At 67.2% G+C, this 15,156-nt stretch carries 13 protein-coding genes; 6 read left to right on the top strand and 7 right to left on the bottom strand.

What is annotated here, in order from left to right:
* Positions 1-136 precede the first annotated feature (136 nt).
* The gene (locus H4W27_RS05445) at positions 137-694 is read left to right on the top strand and encodes a flavin reductase family protein (protein WP_192595027.1); all 558 of its coding nucleotides are present in this window, start codon (positions 137-139) and stop codon (positions 692-694) included.
* Position 695: 1 nt separating this feature from the next.
* Here the strand turns inward: H4W27_RS05445 and H4W27_RS05440 are convergent, their stop codons facing one another.
* From H4W27_RS05440 to H4W27_RS05430, 3 genes are all read right to left on the bottom strand, one after another.
* Complete coding sequence (locus tag H4W27_RS05440; protein WP_192595026.1) at positions 696-1,439, bottom strand: MBL fold metallo-hydrolase; 744 nt, start codon at positions 1,437-1,439, stop codon at positions 696-698.
* A 205-nt stretch (positions 1,440-1,644) separates the two neighbouring features.
* A complete protein-coding gene (locus H4W27_RS05435; protein ID WP_318782172.1) occupies positions 1,645-2,994 on the bottom strand; it encodes a DEAD/DEAH box helicase in 1,350 nt (449 codons plus the stop codon).
* Positions 2,995-3,284: 290 nt separating this feature from the next.
* Positions 3,285-4,673 carry a cryptochrome/photolyase family protein gene (locus H4W27_RS05430; protein ID WP_192595025.1) on the bottom strand — a complete coding sequence of 463 codons (1,389 nt, stop codon included), beginning with the start codon at positions 4,671-4,673 and terminating at the stop codon, positions 3,285-3,287.
* 98 nt (positions 4,674-4,771) lie between these two features.
* Between H4W27_RS05430 and H4W27_RS05425 the strand changes: the two genes are divergently transcribed.
* Positions 4,772-5,122 (top strand): biopolymer transporter Tol, encoded by a 351-nt coding sequence (locus tag H4W27_RS05425; protein WP_192595024.1) that lies wholly within the window; start codon positions 4,772-4,774, stop codon positions 5,120-5,122.
* 50 nt (positions 5,123-5,172) lie between these two features.
* On the opposite strand, the gene H4W27_RS05420 is transcribed toward H4W27_RS05425, so the two are convergent.
* Entirely contained in the window at positions 5,173-6,582 is a 1,410-nt protein-coding gene (locus tag H4W27_RS05420; protein WP_192595023.1) for an aldehyde dehydrogenase family protein, read from the bottom strand.
* 65 nt (positions 6,583-6,647) lie between these two features.
* The gene (locus H4W27_RS05415; protein ID WP_192595022.1) at positions 6,648-7,139 is read right to left on the bottom strand and encodes a hypothetical protein; all 492 of its coding nucleotides are present in this window, start codon (positions 7,137-7,139) and stop codon (positions 6,648-6,650) included.
* A gap of 75 nt (positions 7,140-7,214) precedes the next feature.
* On the opposite strand from H4W27_RS05415, the gene H4W27_RS05410 reads away from it, so the two are divergent.
* Entirely contained in the window at positions 7,215-9,194 is a 1,980-nt protein-coding gene (locus tag H4W27_RS05410; RefSeq protein WP_192595021.1) for a primary-amine oxidase, read from the top strand.
* Between the two features lie 10 nt (positions 9,195-9,204).
* On the opposite strand, the gene H4W27_RS05405 is transcribed toward H4W27_RS05410, so the two are convergent.
* Together H4W27_RS05405 and H4W27_RS05400 are read right to left on the bottom strand one after the other, a co-directional pair.
* Positions 9,205-9,855, bottom strand: a complete 651-nt coding sequence (locus H4W27_RS05405; protein WP_192595020.1) for a TetR/AcrR family transcriptional regulator — start codon at positions 9,853-9,855, stop codon at positions 9,205-9,207.
* A 35-nt stretch (positions 9,856-9,890) separates the two neighbouring features.
* Positions 9,891-10,880: an AraC-like ligand-binding domain-containing protein gene (locus tag H4W27_RS05400; protein ID WP_192595019.1), complete on the bottom strand. Its 990-nt coding sequence runs from the start codon at positions 10,878-10,880 to the stop codon at positions 9,891-9,893.
* Between the two features lie 303 nt (positions 10,881-11,183).
* Between H4W27_RS05400 and H4W27_RS05395 the strand changes: the two genes are divergently transcribed.
* From H4W27_RS05395 to H4W27_RS05385, 3 genes are all read left to right on the top strand, one after another.
* Positions 11,184-12,665, top strand: a complete 1,482-nt coding sequence (locus tag H4W27_RS05395; RefSeq protein WP_192595018.1) for an APC family permease — start codon at positions 11,184-11,186, stop codon at positions 12,663-12,665.
* A gap of 207 nt (positions 12,666-12,872) precedes the next feature.
* Positions 12,873-14,441 carry a fumarylacetoacetate hydrolase family protein gene (locus H4W27_RS05390; RefSeq protein ID WP_318782387.1) on the top strand — a complete coding sequence of 523 codons (1,569 nt, stop codon included), beginning with the start codon at positions 12,873-12,875 and terminating at the stop codon, positions 14,439-14,441.
* Positions 14,438-15,115, top strand: a complete 678-nt coding sequence (locus H4W27_RS05385; RefSeq protein WP_318782169.1) for a GntR family transcriptional regulator — start codon at positions 14,438-14,440, stop codon at positions 15,113-15,115. The genes H4W27_RS05390 and H4W27_RS05385 overlap by 4 nt, the downstream gene beginning before the upstream one ends.
* Positions 15,116-15,156: the final 41 nt, after the last annotated feature.

Below are 15,156 nucleotides of genomic sequence, written 5' to 3'. Positions count from 1 at the left end.
CCTAGGCGAACGGCGAACCTGCTGCGCTCCACCGTTCCAGCGCTACGCTGGGTGACGAGACGCCGCGCAGGGATCTGCAGGGAGGACGCCGAGACTGCAGGCGAAGCCGCATATCAGTCTGCCTGGGAGAAGCATCATGAATGGATTCGTGCCCTACCCCGTCCGCGACACCTTCCGACTGATCGAGCCCGGCCCCACGGTCCTGATCTCGACCTCCGACGGAACCCGCGACAACCTCATGACCAATGCCTTCAACATGCCTGTCCGCCACGACGGCATCCTGGCTGTGGTGGTGGGCACGTGGGACGCCAGCTTCGCCACTCTGCAGGCCAGCCGACAGTGCGTGATCGGCATACCCGGTCCGGAGCTGATGCGCACCACGGTTCAGGTGGGCAACTGTTCAGGCGATGACCTGGACAAATGGGAGCACTTCGGACTGACTCGGGTGCCGGGGGTCAACGTGGCGGCTCCGCTGATCGGAGAGTGCATGGCGAACATCGAGTGCAAGGTCGAGGACGATTCGCTGGTGGAGGAGTATTCGCTGTGGCTGCTGCGCACCACTGCCGCCTGGGTCCGGCCCGATGCGGATCTCACCGCGGAGTTCCATCACCGCGGCAACGGGACCTTCTCCACCAACGGGGAGCTCCATGACCTGCGCGAGCAGATGACGAAGTGGAAGTACTTCTCGAACTAGCTCAGTGCCGACCCACCTTGCGGGCTGCCTCCACCGCCGCCTCCGCGCCCTCGTGCCAGACCTCGCCGTGCCCGGGGAGCAGGTGCTCGGCCTCGGTCAGCGCGATGGGCTTCAGCGAGTCCATCGCCTCAGCGGTGTTCTTGGTCGCCGCTGCGGCCACGGTCTGCGGGCCGGTCTCGGCGGTGTAGGGGTCAAGGGTGACGAGCGCGTCCCCGGTGAACACGGCGCCGCGCTCAGGCAGGTGCAGGATGCAGTGCCCGTCGGTGTGCCCGGGTGTGTGCACCGGCACCGGGTTCCCGGGGATCTCGAGCATGACGCCGTCCGGCATGAGCTGGACGCCGTGTACTCCCTTGACGTTGAGCGCCCCGGACACCGCCATCTTCCCCAGCAGCGGCAGTGACCTCGGGTGTCCCAGGGGGTAGAGGAACCTGTTCCGTTCAGGGCTGTAGCTGTAGGGGTGGGCCGCCAGCCAGGCATCCTGATGATGCACGATCACCGGCACGCCGAGGCTCTGCTGGGCGCGCAGCGCGAAGCCCATGTGGTCGAAGTGCGCGTGGGTCAACACCAGCGCCTGCACCTCATGGGGCATGCGCCTACGAACCTTCAGGATCTCCATGACCTCCTCCCACATCCGGGGCAGCCCGGCATCGACGAGCGTGACGCCCGCCTGATCCTCGATGACATAACAGTTCACATGGGCCTGGGAGACCATATGGATGCCGGGGGCGACGTCGAAGGTGATCATCTGCGCAGACTCCGTTCGGTGGGACTCAGCTCGAGGTTGACTCAATCCTGTGTGGCTGTCACCGGATCGGTCAAGCAGAACCTGCTGCGGCGCGGTGATGCCGCCGATGCAATGTGGCCCCCATCCCCGAAGGGATGAGGGCCACAGAGGCGGGATTCAGCGTGCGCGTCCCAGGCTCAAGAAGCCCGGCCGCTTGCGCGTGAGATCAGCGAGCGGCGCGCTGCGATCGTCCGGCAGAGCTGGATCCGCCGCGCGGAGCGCCGCTGCGCCCGCCGCGGGAAGGTCCTGCAGAGCCCCCGCGAGAGGGTCCGCCCGAGCCGCCGCGGCCGCCGCGAGCCGGACCGGCCCCGCGGGAGGACGGGGCGCCGGAGGGACGACGGCGAGGCTGCTGCTGCTGGACAGGAGGGCGAGGAGCAGGCTTGACGAACGCGGCGGTCTCGCCGACCAGGTCGCTCACAGCATCGGACTCGCTGTTGACCCGGATCGGGTGCACGGCGATGGCTGCCTTGCGCAGCAGCGCCTGGGTGTCGCGGCGCTGTTCGGGGAGCATGACCGTGACCACGTCACCGGCGCTGCCGGCGCGTGCGGTGCGGCCTGAGCGGTGCAGGTATGCCTTGTGCTCGGCCGGCGGATCCACGTGGACCACGAGTTCCACGGAGTCCACATGGACACCGCGAGCGGCCACGTCGGTGGCGACCAGGACCTTGATGTCGCCCTCGCCGAAGGCGGCGAGGTTGCGATCACGCTGGGACTGGGAGAGGTTGCCGTGCAGGTCCACCGCGGGGGTGCCCTGTTCGGTGAGCTGCTTGGCCAGCTTCTTGGCCTGGTGCTTGGTGCGGGTGAACAGGATGCGACGACCGGTGCCCGAGGCGAGCTGCTTGACCAGGTCCCGCTTGTCGTCGTTGTTCACCTCGAAGACGTGGTGGGTCATGGCGGAGACGTGAGAGGTGGCCTCGTCCACGGAGTGCATGACCTGATCGTTGAGGAAGCGCTTCACCAGCTTGTCCACACCATTGTCCAGAGTGGCGGAGAAGAAGAGGCGCTGACCCTTGGAGCCGGTCTGTTCCAGCAGGCGGGTCACCACGGGAAGGAACCCGAGGTCGGCCATGTGATCGGCCTCATCGAGCACGGTGATCTCCACCGATTCCAGGCTCAGCGCGCGCTGGTTGATCAGGTCCTCGAGGCGGCCGGGGCAGGCCACCACGATGTCCACGCCCGACTTCAGCGCGTTGATCTGGCGCGAGGCGGTGACGCCGCCGAAGATCGTGGTGGTCTTCAGGTTGTACGAGGCCGCCAGCGGTTCGAGCACGGCATTGATCTGCGTGGCGAGTTCACGGGTCGGTGCCAGCACCAGGCCGAGCGGCCGGCCGGGACGACGGCGCTTGGCCGCGTCCTTCTCGCCGAGGCGCGCGACCATGGGGATGGAGAACGCAAGCGTCTTGCCGGAGCCGGTCTTGCCGCGGCCGAGGACATCGCGTCCGTTCAGCGTGTCGGCCAGGGTCTGCTGCTGGATGGCGAAAGCGTCAATCTTGCCGTCCGCAGCGAGCGCGCGCACCAGCGGTGCGGGGACGTTGAGATCGGCGAAGGTCTGGGTCTCAGAAATGGCGGGAGCCTTTCAGAAAGCGCCAGACGCAGAGAAGGCAGGGGGTACCCGCCGGGAACTGGTCTGGCATAGGGCGAAGGCATCGGTTGATGCACTCGGTCGCCGCGAGAAAATCACTGCTGAAACGTGGGCCGGTGTAGACGGCACGGCCCCGTTGATCAAGGCGTTCTTACGACGCAGGCAACCACACGAGGTGGGCACCAGAAACTCCACTATACCTGCTCATCGCCGCGTCCGTGACCTCAGCCCCTGCCGCTGATCTGGCTGTAGTGCGCCAGAGCCTCCTCCCGGGTGGTCTTCAGGTCGATGATCGGGGCGGGATACTCCCCGGTGTTCAGCTCCGGTATCCAGGTGCTGACGTACCGGCTCTCGGGGTCGAAGCGTTCCCGCTGACGCTGCGGGTTGAAGATCCTGAAGTACGGGGCGGCGTCCATCCCGCAGCCGGCCACCCACTGCCAGTTGGCGGGATTGGAGGCGGCGTCGGCGTCGACCAGGGTGTCCCAGAACCAGGCCTCACCTTCGCGCCAGTCGATGCCGAGGTTCTTGATCAGCAGACTGGCCGAGGCCATGCGCACCCGGTTGTGCATATGTCCCGTCTCCCAGAGCTGACGCTGTCCGGCGTCCACCCACGGGAATCCGGTCCGGCCCTGGGCCCACGCCATGAACTCCTCGGGCGAGTCGTCCCGCGACCGCCAGGGGTAGGCGTCGAACTGGGGTCGCAGATTCGTGTGCGGCAGCTGAGGGAAGTGGAAGAGCAGGTGCCAGCAGAACTCCCGCCAGCCGATCTCGGAGAGGAAGGTGCCCACCGACTCCGGGCTCTGCTGCTGGGCGGCCTCCCACACCTGGCGCGGACTGAGCTGACCGAATCGCAGGTAGGGAGAGAGCCGCGAGGTGTCATCATCGGCGGGGACGTCCCGGGCGTCGTCGTAGTCCTGGACCTGGGTCGCCAGGAACTCCTTGAGCCGGGCGTGGCCCCCAGCCTCAGTGGGGGTCCAGTTCCTGCGCAGGCCGCCGGCCCAGTCCGGGCTGGTGGGGAGCAGCTGCCAGTCCTCGAGCTCGCCGGGGCCCTGGCTCAGCTCGGGGAGGCGGCGGTGCGCGGCCTCCACCGGGCCCAGCGGGACGGGTCGTGGACGGGGGAGACCTGGCTCGCGGGCGCTGATCTGGCGCCAGAAGGGGGTGTAGACCTTATAGGGGCCACCGGTGTTGGTCTGCACGGTCCAGGGCTCATGCAGCAGCGAGGCGTTGAAGCTCTCCACGGCGATGCCATGCTCGGGCAGCGCCGCCTTGATCCCTGCGTCCACCGCACGCTCGCCGCCGCCGTAGCGCCGGGACCAGTGCACCCGCTCGGCACCGAGCTCCTGGGCCAGGCCGAGGAGAAGCTCAGCCGGGTCCCCGCGGCGCAGCAGCAGCACGATCCCCAGTGCGGCGAGGTTCTGCTGCAGGGATTCCAGCGCATGGTGCAGCCACCACCTGGCCGCGCCGCCGAGCGGGCGCACCCCGGGGCTGACCTCGTCCAGCACATAGAGACCGACGACGTCGCCCGGATTCTCCGCACGTTCACAGGCCTGGAGCAGCGCTTCATGGTCTGCGGTGCGCAGATCGTCCCGGAACCAGACCAGCGTGCGGGTCATGAATGCCTTTCAGCGAAGCTCGCCGCATGTGCGGCCGTCCTGGCTGGCACAGTAGCAGGAGCACACGTTCACGAACTGTCCCGGCGAAGGAGATGTCGATGTCCGAGGAAGCGGAGTCTGCCAAGGAGTCTGCCGAGGAGTCCGAACGCTGGCTGGTGATCAAGGGCCGGCGCTGGCGGCGCACCGACCCTGCCCTTCCGGCTGAGCTCGTGGCGCAGCTGAAGTCACATCTGGGCCGCGGCAGGTCGGGCGTGGGCGCCGGGGAGAAGGCCGAGGACGCCGAACGCATCGCTGCTGCGCGGCGGCGGGTGGGCCTGGCAAAGACTGGGCTGGGGGAGCGGGGCCCCTACTGGTGGGACCGGCCCGAGGCCGAACGCATCGCGGCGGCGAAGCAGGTGCTGGCCGAGCTGGAGGAGCTCGACCAGCACCCGGGCACCGCGAGGAAGTGAGACTGGTTGTGATCAACCAGTCGGGTGCCGGCGCCCTCTGCGGACGGCGCTCAGCTGCTGATCACGTGTGGCTGGGCGACCTCTTTGAGTCCCTGCAGCCCGAACTCCAGACCGAAGCCTGACTGCTTCGCACCCCCGAAGGGCACCCGTGGATCGATGGCCCCGTGCTTATTGATCCACGTCGTCCCGGCCTCCATCCTCGCGGCCACTTCTGCGGCGCGCTTCGGATCAGAGGACCAGACCGAGGAGCCCAGCCCGACCTCGAGACCATTGGCCCAGGCGATGGCCTGATCCAGGCTGGTGTAACGGATGATCGGCAGCGCCGGGCCGAACTGTTCCTCAGTGACCAGCGGGTTCTGCGGATCAATGTCAGCGACCAGGGTCGTGGGATAGAAGAAGCCCGGAGCGGCATCATCGGGATCTGCTCCGATGAGCACCCGGGCCCCGGAGTCGGTGGCCGCGTCGACCAGGCGCGCGACGATCTCGCGCTGCTTCGCGTTCTGCAGCGGCCCGAGCACGTTGTGCTCCTCGAGCCCGATCCCCATGGGCATCTTCGCGGCGACCTCGGTCAGCGCCTGGCAGACCTCGTCATAGATCGAGTCTGGCACGTAGAGCCGCTTCAGCGCCGCGCAGGTCTGTCCGGTGTTGATGAACGCGCCCCAGAAGAGATCTTCTGCGATGGCCTTGGGGTCAGCGTCATCGAGCACGATCCCGGCGTCATTGCCGCCGAGCTCCATGGTCATGCGCTTCATGGTGTCGGCGGCGGTCTTGATGATGGCCTTGCCGGTGGTGACCGAGCCGGTGAACATGATCTTGGCGATGTCGGGGTGCTCGGTGAGCGCCTTGCCCAGGGACCCGTCGCCGGGGACCGCGATGAGCACGTCGGCGGGCAGGGCGGTGTTGAGCACGTGGACCAGGGCGAGCACGCTCAGCGGGGTGTATTCGGAGGGTTTGATCACCACGGTGTTGCCCATGCGCAGGCTTGGGGCGATCTGCCAGATGGAGATCATCATGGGCCAGTTCCAGGGTCCGATGGCGCCGACCACGCCCAGGGGGCGGTAGTGCAGCTCGGCGTGGCCGGTCTCATCATCGAGGAGGACTTCGGGTTCCACGGGGATCGAGGCGGCGGTGCGCAGCCAGGCGGCGCAGGCGCCGACTTCGAAGCGGGCGTTGGGTCCGTTCAGGGGTTTGCCCTGTTCTCGGGAGAGCAGCACGGCGAGTTCCTCGGCGTGGGCTTCGATGGCGTCGGCGGCGGCGTGCAGGGTCTGGCTGCGCTGGTCATGGCTCTGGGCGGCCCAGGTGGTCTGGGCGGTGTGGGCGCGGGCCACGGCGTCGTTGAGTTCTGCCGGGGAGGTCTGCGGGGTGCGGCCGACGAGTTCGCCGGTGGCGGGGTCGAGGATCTCTCGGCCCTGGGGGGACTGGATCTGTTCAAGCAGCGTGCTGGCGGTCTGTGTGTCCATCGTCGTGACTCCTCTGTCAGGGGTTCAGCAGGGTGATCTGAGTTCAGGATGAAGGTCCGGGAGGTTCATGGGCTTGATTCCCCCTGCAGGAGGCTGTGCTGCGCCTGCACCGTTGTGGTCCGGCTCACGCGGTGGAGACGGTGGAGCAGGTGCAGGCCGACTCCCGCCAGGAGGATCTCGAGGATCGCCGCGGCGGAGGCCAGGGGAAGGAGCAGCTCGTGTGTGCCGGCGAGGCCAAGGGCGGTCTCGCCATGACTGTGCGCCGGGTTCAGGTCTGCATTCGGCAGGGCGGGCTCCGCCGGCCCGGGTGGCGTGGATCCCAGCAGCCACATGTGCACCGCGAGCATGCCGGCGTTCATCAGCCCGATCAGCATCCAGGATCGGGAGCTAGCCGTGCGCCAGAGGTGCCCTGCGCAGGGCAGGCACACGATGGCCATGGCGACCATGAACATGCTCCAGCCCAGGTGGTCTCCGTGGCCCAGCATCAGCAGGTGCAGGATGCCGGAGGCTCCGGCACCGGCGGCCGCCGTCCTGCGGATCAGCGTGATGAGGTCCATGAGACCCTTCCGAAATACGTGTGAAATGTGTCATATTTATTCTTGAGCGTGCGCTCAACTATAAGGAGGACCACCATGGCTGACAAGACGTCAACCCAGCAGCCCCGCCACCCCCTCACGCCGCTGTCCGTCGAAGAGATCGAGTCCATGCGCCATGTGCTCGAGGGTGCAGGCCTGCTGACCGAGGCCACCCGCGTCTCCTACGTGACGCTGCGTGAACCTGAGAAGGAGGCCGTGCTCAGCTGGGCTCCGGGGCAGCGGCTTCCCCGCGAGGTCTCGCTGCTGCTGACCGACCTCTCCACGCTGCGGCTGAGCAGCCTCGTGATCGACCTCGACCAGGGCGAGATCGTCGAGCGTCGAGACGTGGACGCGGTCACAGAAGGCTCCGCCCCGAGCTTCGACGAGGATCTCGCCGGGGCGGACCCCATCGTGAAGGCCGATCAGCGCTGGGTGGACGCCATCGCCAAGCGCGGCGTGACAGACCTGGACAAGGTCGTCGTGGTGGGACTCTCCGCCGGCGTGTTCGGCTATGAGGATGAGGTGGGCGTCCGCGTGGTGCGCGCGCTGGCCTTCCGGCAGGACTACCCGACCGACTCGGTCTGGGCGCATCCGATCGACGGCGTCGTCGCCCATGTGGACCTGACCAATGAGAAGGTGCTGCGCGTCGTCGAGACCGAGGTCATGCATGTCCCCGAAGAATCGGGGGACTATCTGGACCCGGCCGTTCGCGGTGAGTACCGCACGTCCCTGAAGCCGATCTCGATCACCCAGCCCGAGGGTGTCAGCTTCTCGCTGGAGGACGGCGTGCTCGCCTGGGAGAACTGGAAGGTCAGGGTCGGCTTCAATGGCCGCGAGGGGCTCACCCTGCACCAGCTCAGCTTCCACGACCAGGGCGAGGACCGCCCGATCCTCTACCGCGGATCCATCGCCGAGATGGTGGTCAACTACGGGGACCCCAGCCCCTCCCACGCCTGGCAGAACTATTTCGACGTCGGGGAGTATCAGTTCGGGCGACTCGCCAATGCGCTCGAGCTCGGCTGTGACTGCAAGGGCGAGATCACCTACGTGGACGCCGTCGTGGTGGATGACCTTGGTCAGCCCAAGACCCTGCGCAATGCGATCTGCATCCATGAGGAGGACTTCGGGATTCTGTGGAAGCACAGTGATGACTTCTCCGGAACCAGTGAGGTCCGCCGTCAGCGCCGCCTGGTGATCTCCTTCTTCGTGACCGTGGGCAACTACGACTACGGCTTCTACTGGTACCTCTACCTGGATGGCAAGATCGAGCTGGAGTCCAAGGCCACCGGAATCGTGTTCACCTCCGGGCTTCCCTCAGCGGACTACCCCTATGCCACGGAGCTCGCGCCCGGCCTCGGCGGTCCGGTGCACCAGCATCTGTTCTGCGCGCGGCTGGACATGACCGTGGACGGGACCCGCAATTCAGTGGACGAGATCGACGCCGCCCGGGTGCCCAGCAGCGCCGAGAACCCCTGGGGCAATGCGTTCACCCGAGACATCACCCGGCTGACCTCGGAGCAGAACGCGGTGCGCGACGCGAAGGGGTCCGTGGGAAGGGTCTGGCGGATCAGCAGCGCCGAGCGGACCAACCGACTCGGTGCGGCGACCTCCTATGTGCTGCACCCCGAGGAGAGCCCCACGCTGCTCGCCGCGGAGGACTCCTCCATCCGCAGGCGCGCCGCCTTCGCGGGACACCACCTGTGGGTGACGCAGCACGACCGGGACGAGCGCTTCCCTGCCGGGGACAACGTGAACCTGAACCCCGGCTCGGGAGGCCTGCCCGCCTACATCACCCAGGATCGCTCCCTGGAGGGGGAGGACCTGGTGCTGTGGCACACCTTCGGCCTCACCCATTTCCCACGCACAGAGGACTGGCCGATCATGCCGGTGGACTATGCCGGGTTCAAGCTGACCCCGGACGGGTTCTTCGATCGCAATCCCACCCTGGACGTCCCCCCGGAGAGCACGGGGCACTGCGCCTCGGATGCGGCGACGGCAGAGAAGGGCGCCTCAGCCGATGGCTGCGGCTGTCACTGAGCTCGGCACACTAGCGGTCAGCTGAGCTCGGACTGTCTGCGGAGGCGAGCTGGATCGTCTCCTGCCCGGCATCGGTGAGCCAGGCGGAGAGGCAGTGGTGGACGGTCTGCCACTGCCTCTGTGCCGAGGCCAGAGTGGTCTGCAGGGCGCACTCGACCTGGAATCCGGTGATCAGGACCATCAGCACGTCGGCGACCGACTCCACAGGCGCCCCCGCGCTGAGCTCGCCCTGATCCGCGGCCTCGCCGAGATGGGTCAGGATCTGCCGACGCCACTGGGCGGCGACCTGGGTCTGGAACTGCGCCAGATCGGGTCTGGAGGAGGCCCGGCCCCAGAAGTTGACGACGACGAAGGCCTCGCGCTGGGTCTCTGGACCCACTGGAAGCGTCTCCTCAAGCATCTCCATCAGCGCGTGCAGGCCGGTGTGCTGCGCCACGCCCTCGGAGATCCGCGCGTTGGTCCGGTCAAAGATGAGCTGGAATGCGCGCAGGACGACCTCGTCGAAGCCGGAGAAATAGTGCCAGAGGGACCCTGTGGAGACGCCCAGCTCAGCGGCCACGGCCCGGGAGGTGGTGGTCTCCAGTCCATCGCGGGCAGCGATCTTCAGATAGGTGCGGACGATCTGCTGGCGGCGGGCTTCGCGGTCAATCTTCTTCGGCATGGGAACGATTCTTCCTCATGTCAGGACCGCCAGACTCATGACGCCGCAGCCAGGCACTCCTGTCCCAGGCGCTTGCGCCGGTAGGCGCTCGGGGATTCTCCGTATTCGGCTCGGAAGAGCCGGGAGAAGTGGGCGGCGTCGTGGAGGCCCCACCGTCCGGCCACCCAGGACACGGGACGCTGTGCATGGATCGGGTCGCTGAGATCGCGGCGAATATGCTCGAGCCGCCGTGCTCGGATCCAGGCGGCGATGGTCTGACTCTCCTCGGCGAAGATCGTGTAGAGGTATCGGACTGAGACGAAATGGGCGGCCGCGATCGAGGCCGGGGTCATCGTCTCGTCACCGAGGTTCGCCAGGATGTACTCCCGCACCTCGCGTCCCAGGCTTCCCGCGGCGTGGGCCGGACCCTCGTGACGGGAATCAAGCTCATGGGCGAGCATGGTGACCATGAGATCGAGCGCCGAGTGGACCAGCCGGCTGCCATAGGCCTCGGGAAGCTGCTCGATGCTGTTGCAGAGCTCCACGAAGAACGGGTTGATCAGACGTCCGAACCCCTGATCGGGGGAGAAGCATGTGGCGGTGACCCGGGAGATCTGCTCCGGGCTCAGGTCCACCGGCTCCTGGGGGATCACCATGACCATGGCGCGGCTGGATTCCGGGAAGTGCAGGGTATAGGGACGGTGGGTGTCATAGATGGCGAGATCCCCCGGTCCCAGCACTGCACGTCGTCCATCCTGATCCAGCACTGCATGCCCGGAGAGCTGCAGGCTGAGCTTGTAGAACCGCGAGTCCTCCCTGGAGATCAGTGCAGGTGTTCGCCGGACCGTATGGGCCGTGGTGGCGAGTTCGAAGACGCTCACGCCGTCGAAGGCGGTGTGCCGCAGCCGGCCCTGGAACGGAGTTCCCGGCTTCTCGCGGATCTCCAGGGGCACGACGGCGGCGGCGATCGCCTGGCGCCAGGTGTCCAGGTCGACCGCGGGGCGGGAGTATTCGGCTGTGAGGCTGCCGATGTGCTCGGTACGCATGGTCCCTCCTGCGAATGGGTTCCTCCCATGTTATTGAGCAATCGCTCAATATAGATGGCGGAGGAGTTTCAGGTCTGTAAAACCTTGGTGCACGCTGAGTGTGACACCCCTCACAGCGCCTTGTAAAGCACTGCGCCGCGACCACGCATTCCTGAATAGCACCTGGATGGACAACTCAGGTGCACCGTGATGCAAGACTCAGCAGCCATCGGCTGGGGATACTTCTCGGCAACGGGCGGGGGAGACGCCGCCCAGATCCACGAGAGACACGCTGCACCCGCCCCGAGACGATGGAGTACAGACATGGCTGAGCAAACGGCTCCCGCACGACCCCCGACGGCTGAGGCCACGGCACTGGCGCGACGCACCCTGGGGGTCCCCGCCCTGGTGTTTCTGATCATCGCTGCCTCCGCCCCGCTGACCGTGCTCGCCGGCGGCGCGACCACCAGCTTCGCCATCACGGGGGAGACCGGCGTTCCCGTGGGGTATCTGCTGCTGGGAGTGATCCTCGGTCTCTTCGCGGTCGGGTATGGACGGATGAGCACCTACGTGCAGAACGCGGGCGCGTTCTATGCCTACGTGGCCGCAGGTCTCGGCGTCCGTCCGGGAATCGGCACCTCGTTCCTGGCGCTGATGACCTATAACGCCATGCAGGTCGGCATCTACGGCGTCTTCGGCTTCACCGCATCCTCGATCATCAATGACCTCTTCGGCGTCACGATCTCCTGGTGGATCTGTGCTCTGGCGGGGTGGCTGCTGGTCGCAGTGCTGGGGGTGAACCGTATCGACCTCTCAGCGAAGCTCCTTGCAGTCATCGTGCTGCTCGAGTTCCTCGTCGTGATCGTCGTCAGCCTGGTCTCGGTCTCCGTTGCTCCCGAGGGCGTGACGGCAGAGACGCTGCTTCCGGAGAACTGGCTTAACGGAAGCCTCGGCGCGCTGCTCGCCTTCGGCATGGCCGCCTTCATGGGGTTCGAGTCAGGAGCGATCTACGCCGAAGAGGCGAAGGATCCAGAACGTTCGGTGGCCCGCGCGACCTATATCGCCGTCGCCATCATCTCGGTGTTCTACGCGGCGTCCTCCTGGGCGCTTGCGGCCGGCATCGGCCCGTCGCAGATCGTGGCGCAGGCCCAGGAGTGGGGCCCAGACCTGGTCTTCGTCTTCCTGGACGGCAAGCTGCCAGCGATGCTGGTCAATCTCGCCGCGGTGCTCTTCCTGACCAGCATCATGGCTGCCCTGGTGGCATTCCACAATGCCGCGGCGCGGTACTTCTTCTCCATGGGACGCGCCCGCGTGCTGCCAGCAGTGCTGGGACGCACCGGCAGGGTCAGCGGCGCTCCGGTGGCCGGGTCCCTGACCCAGAGCGGGATCGCGCTGGTCGTCATCATCGTGTTCGCGATCGCAGGAGCAGGATCCGAGCTCGGCCCGCTGTTCCCCGTGCTGACGTTCTTCCCCTGGCTGACCAACGCGGCCGGCTTCGGTCTCGTCCTGCTGCTCTGCATCACGTCGGTGGCGGCGCTGCGCTACTTCAACCGCGAGCCCGAGCGGCACCCCTTGTTCGTCCGCACCATCGCACCGCTGCTCGCCGCCATCGGCCTCGGCGCCATCGCGCTGCTCATCATGTTCAACTTCGACGCGATGATCGACGCGGAGGGCTTCTCCCCGCTGGTGGTCATCCTGCCCGGAATGATCGTGGCCGCCGGGGTGGTGGGCGTGATCTGGGGCCACTACCTCAAGAAGTCGCGTCCTGAGATCTACGCCGGCGTCCGCAGAGCGAACATCGGCTGAACGGCTGGACCGCAGAGCGGCTGAACGGCTGCACAGCTGAACGGCTGGACCGCAGAGAGGCTGAGCATCCCGATATCCACAGCACCACGGTCGGCGCGGCAGGAATCCTGCCGCGCCGACCGCGCGCCGACCACGTGCGGGCCCTCCGACCATCGAAGGGATGTCTCGGGGGTTGTGCGACCGATCACACAACGTATACGATCTGGAATATCATCCGCCGGATGCTTCCGGACCGGCTCGTCGAGGAGACACATGACTGCACAGAAACTGGGCACCCCCGGCAAGATCATCGCCGTGCACATCAGCTACGAGTCCCGCGCCGCAGAACGTGGTCGCCGCCCTGACGCCCCCTCCTACTTCTTCAAGCCGGTCAGCTCCATGGCCGCCTCGGGAGACACCGTGGAACGCCCCGCGGGCACCGAGCTGCTGGCCTTCGAGGGCGAGATCGCCCTGGTGATCGGCAGCACAGGACGCCATATCGGCCCGGAGGATGCCTGGGCGCACGTCGGCGCCGTCACCGCTGCCAACGATTGGGGACTCTACGATCTGCGCGCCGCAGACAAGGGCTCCAACGTCCGCAACAAGGGTCGCGACCGCTACACCCCCCTGGGACCAGACCTGATCCCCGCCGCCGGGGTGGACCCCGAGTCCCTGCGCCTGCGCACCTGGAAGAACGGCCAGCTGGTCCAGGAGGACACCACAGGCACGATGATCTTCCCGCTGACCCAGCTGATCGCCGATCTCTCCCAGCATCTGACCCTTGAAGCCGGAGACATCATTCTCACCGGCACACCGGCAGGCGCATCGGTGGCTGAACCGGGCGACGTCGTCGAGGTCCAGGTGGACACCCCCGGCGGACTCAGCAGCGGTCGGCTGATCAGCCCCGTGGCCGAAGGCCGCGGAGACTTCGACTCGTCCCTGGGCAGCCTGCCCCGCGTGGACGACACACAGCGTGAAGAGGCCTGGGGCTCCCGCGCGGCCGCCGGACTGCCGCAGGAGCAGAAGCCGGCCCCCGGTGTGGATGAGCGGCTGCGCGCCAAGCTCGAGGCGGCACCCGTGGCAGGGCTGTCACAGGAGATGCGCAAGCGCGGTTACAACAACGTCACCATCGACGGCGTGCGTGCCACCCGCCCGGGCACCAAGCTGATCGGCACCGCGCGCACGCTGCGCTTCGTCCCCAATCGCGAGGATCTCTTCGCCACCCACGGCGGCGGGTTCAACGCCCAGAAGCAGGTCTTCGACTCTGTGTCCGAGGGCGAGGTCATCGTGATCGAGGCGCGCGGCGAGCGCGGCTCGGGGACCCTCGGGGACATCCTCGCGCTGCGTGCGGCGCAGCGCGGAGCCGCAGGAGTCGTCACCGACGGCGGTGTCCGTGACTACTCCACAGTGGCCGAGATTGACCTGCCGGTCTTCAGCCAGGGTGCCCACCCCGCCGTCCTGGGTCGCAGGCACGTGCCCTGGGACGCCGATCTGACCATCGCCTGCGGCGGTGCCACGGTGCAGCCCGGCGACATCATCGTCGGCGACGACGACGGCGTCATCATCCTGCCGCCCGGGATCGCGGAGGACGTGGCCGATGCGGCGCTGACCAAGGAGATCGAGGACGCCTGGATCGCGGAGCAGGTCAAGGCCGGACATCCCGTGGACGGACTGTTCCCGATGAACTCCACCTGGCGCGCCCGCTACGACGAGGCCCAGGGACAGGGAGCCTCTCAGGGATCGGCGCAGGGGGAGACCATCGTCGAGGCCCCGGACACCGCAGGTGAGGGCCCGTGATCCGCATCGACGAGCGCATCAGCAAATCCGAACGGACCTACGACTGGATCCGGGAGCGGATCATCGGCCGTGAGTTCAACCCCGGATACCGGCTGGTCCTGGGCGCGATCGCCAAGGAGCTCGGCATCAGCGTGGTGCCCGTGCGTGAGGCCGTCCGCCGACTCGAGGCCGAAGGTCTGGTGGAGTTCGAGCGCAATGTCGGTGCCCGGGTCGCCATGGTCAACCGCGTCGAGTACATCGACACGATGCAGACCCTCGGCGTCCTCGAAGGAGCCGCCACGGCGCTGGCGCTGCCGCAGATGTCCGAGGCGGACCTCGCGCAGGCGCAATCGATCAACGACCAGATGCGCGCCATGCTGGAGAACTTCGACCCGGTCGTGTTCACCTCGCTGAACGAGAAGTTCCACCGGGCGCTCTTCCAGCGCTGTCCGAACCCGCATATCGCTGAGCTCGCCGACCGCGGATGGAACCGGATGGCTGGACTGCGCAGCTCCACCTTCAGCTTCGTGCCGGACCGCGCACCCCGCTCGGTGCAGGAGCACGACGAGATCCTGCAGCTGATCCGGGCGCGGGCTGAACCGCTGGAGATCGAGATGGCGGTGCGCCGGCACAAATGGCGCACTGTCGAGGCCTACCGCGAACAGGGCCACCACGCCGCTGTCACCGCACCCTGACCCCTTGCTGACTTTGCTGACCTTGCTGACTGCACACTGAC

Source organism: Nesterenkonia lutea (assembly GCF_014873955.1).
Lineage (GTDB): Bacteria > Actinomycetota > Actinomycetes > Actinomycetales > Micrococcaceae > Nesterenkonia > Nesterenkonia lutea.
The sequence above is the reverse complement of the archived record's forward strand: the minus strand, read 5'-3'. Positions and strand labels throughout refer to the sequence as shown.

Bases quoted from the DNA above. Each gene is read 5' to 3' on its own strand.
- H4W27_RS05445 (WP_192595027.1), top strand. From the start codon at position 137: ATGAATGGATTCGTGCCCTACCCCGTCCGCGACACCTTCCGACTGATC.
- H4W27_RS05440 (WP_192595026.1), bottom strand. From the start codon at position 1,439: ATGATCACCTTCGACGTCGCCCCCGGCATCCATATGGTCTCCCAGGCC.
- H4W27_RS05430 (WP_192595025.1), bottom strand. From the start codon at position 4,673: ATGACCCGCACGCTGGTCTGGTTCCGGGACGATCTGCGCACCGCAGAC.
- H4W27_RS05425 (WP_192595024.1), top strand. From the start codon at position 4,772: ATGTCCGAGGAAGCGGAGTCTGCCAAGGAGTCTGCCGAGGAGTCCGAA.
- H4W27_RS05420 (WP_192595023.1), bottom strand. From the start codon at position 6,582: ATGGACACACAGACCGCCAGCACGCTGCTTGAACAGATCCAGTCCCCC.
- H4W27_RS05415 (WP_192595022.1), bottom strand. From the start codon at position 7,139: ATGGACCTCATCACGCTGATCCGCAGGACGGCGGCCGCCGGTGCCGGA.
- H4W27_RS05410 (WP_192595021.1), top strand. From the start codon at position 7,215: ATGGCTGACAAGACGTCAACCCAGCAGCCCCGCCACCCCCTCACGCCG.
- H4W27_RS05405 (WP_192595020.1), bottom strand. From the start codon at position 9,855: ATGCCGAAGAAGATTGACCGCGAAGCCCGCCGCCAGCAGATCGTCCGC.
- H4W27_RS05400 (WP_192595019.1), bottom strand. From the start codon at position 10,880: ATGCGTACCGAGCACATCGGCAGCCTCACAGCCGAATACTCCCGCCCC.
- H4W27_RS05395 (WP_192595018.1), top strand. From the start codon at position 11,184: ATGGCTGAGCAAACGGCTCCCGCACGACCCCCGACGGCTGAGGCCACG.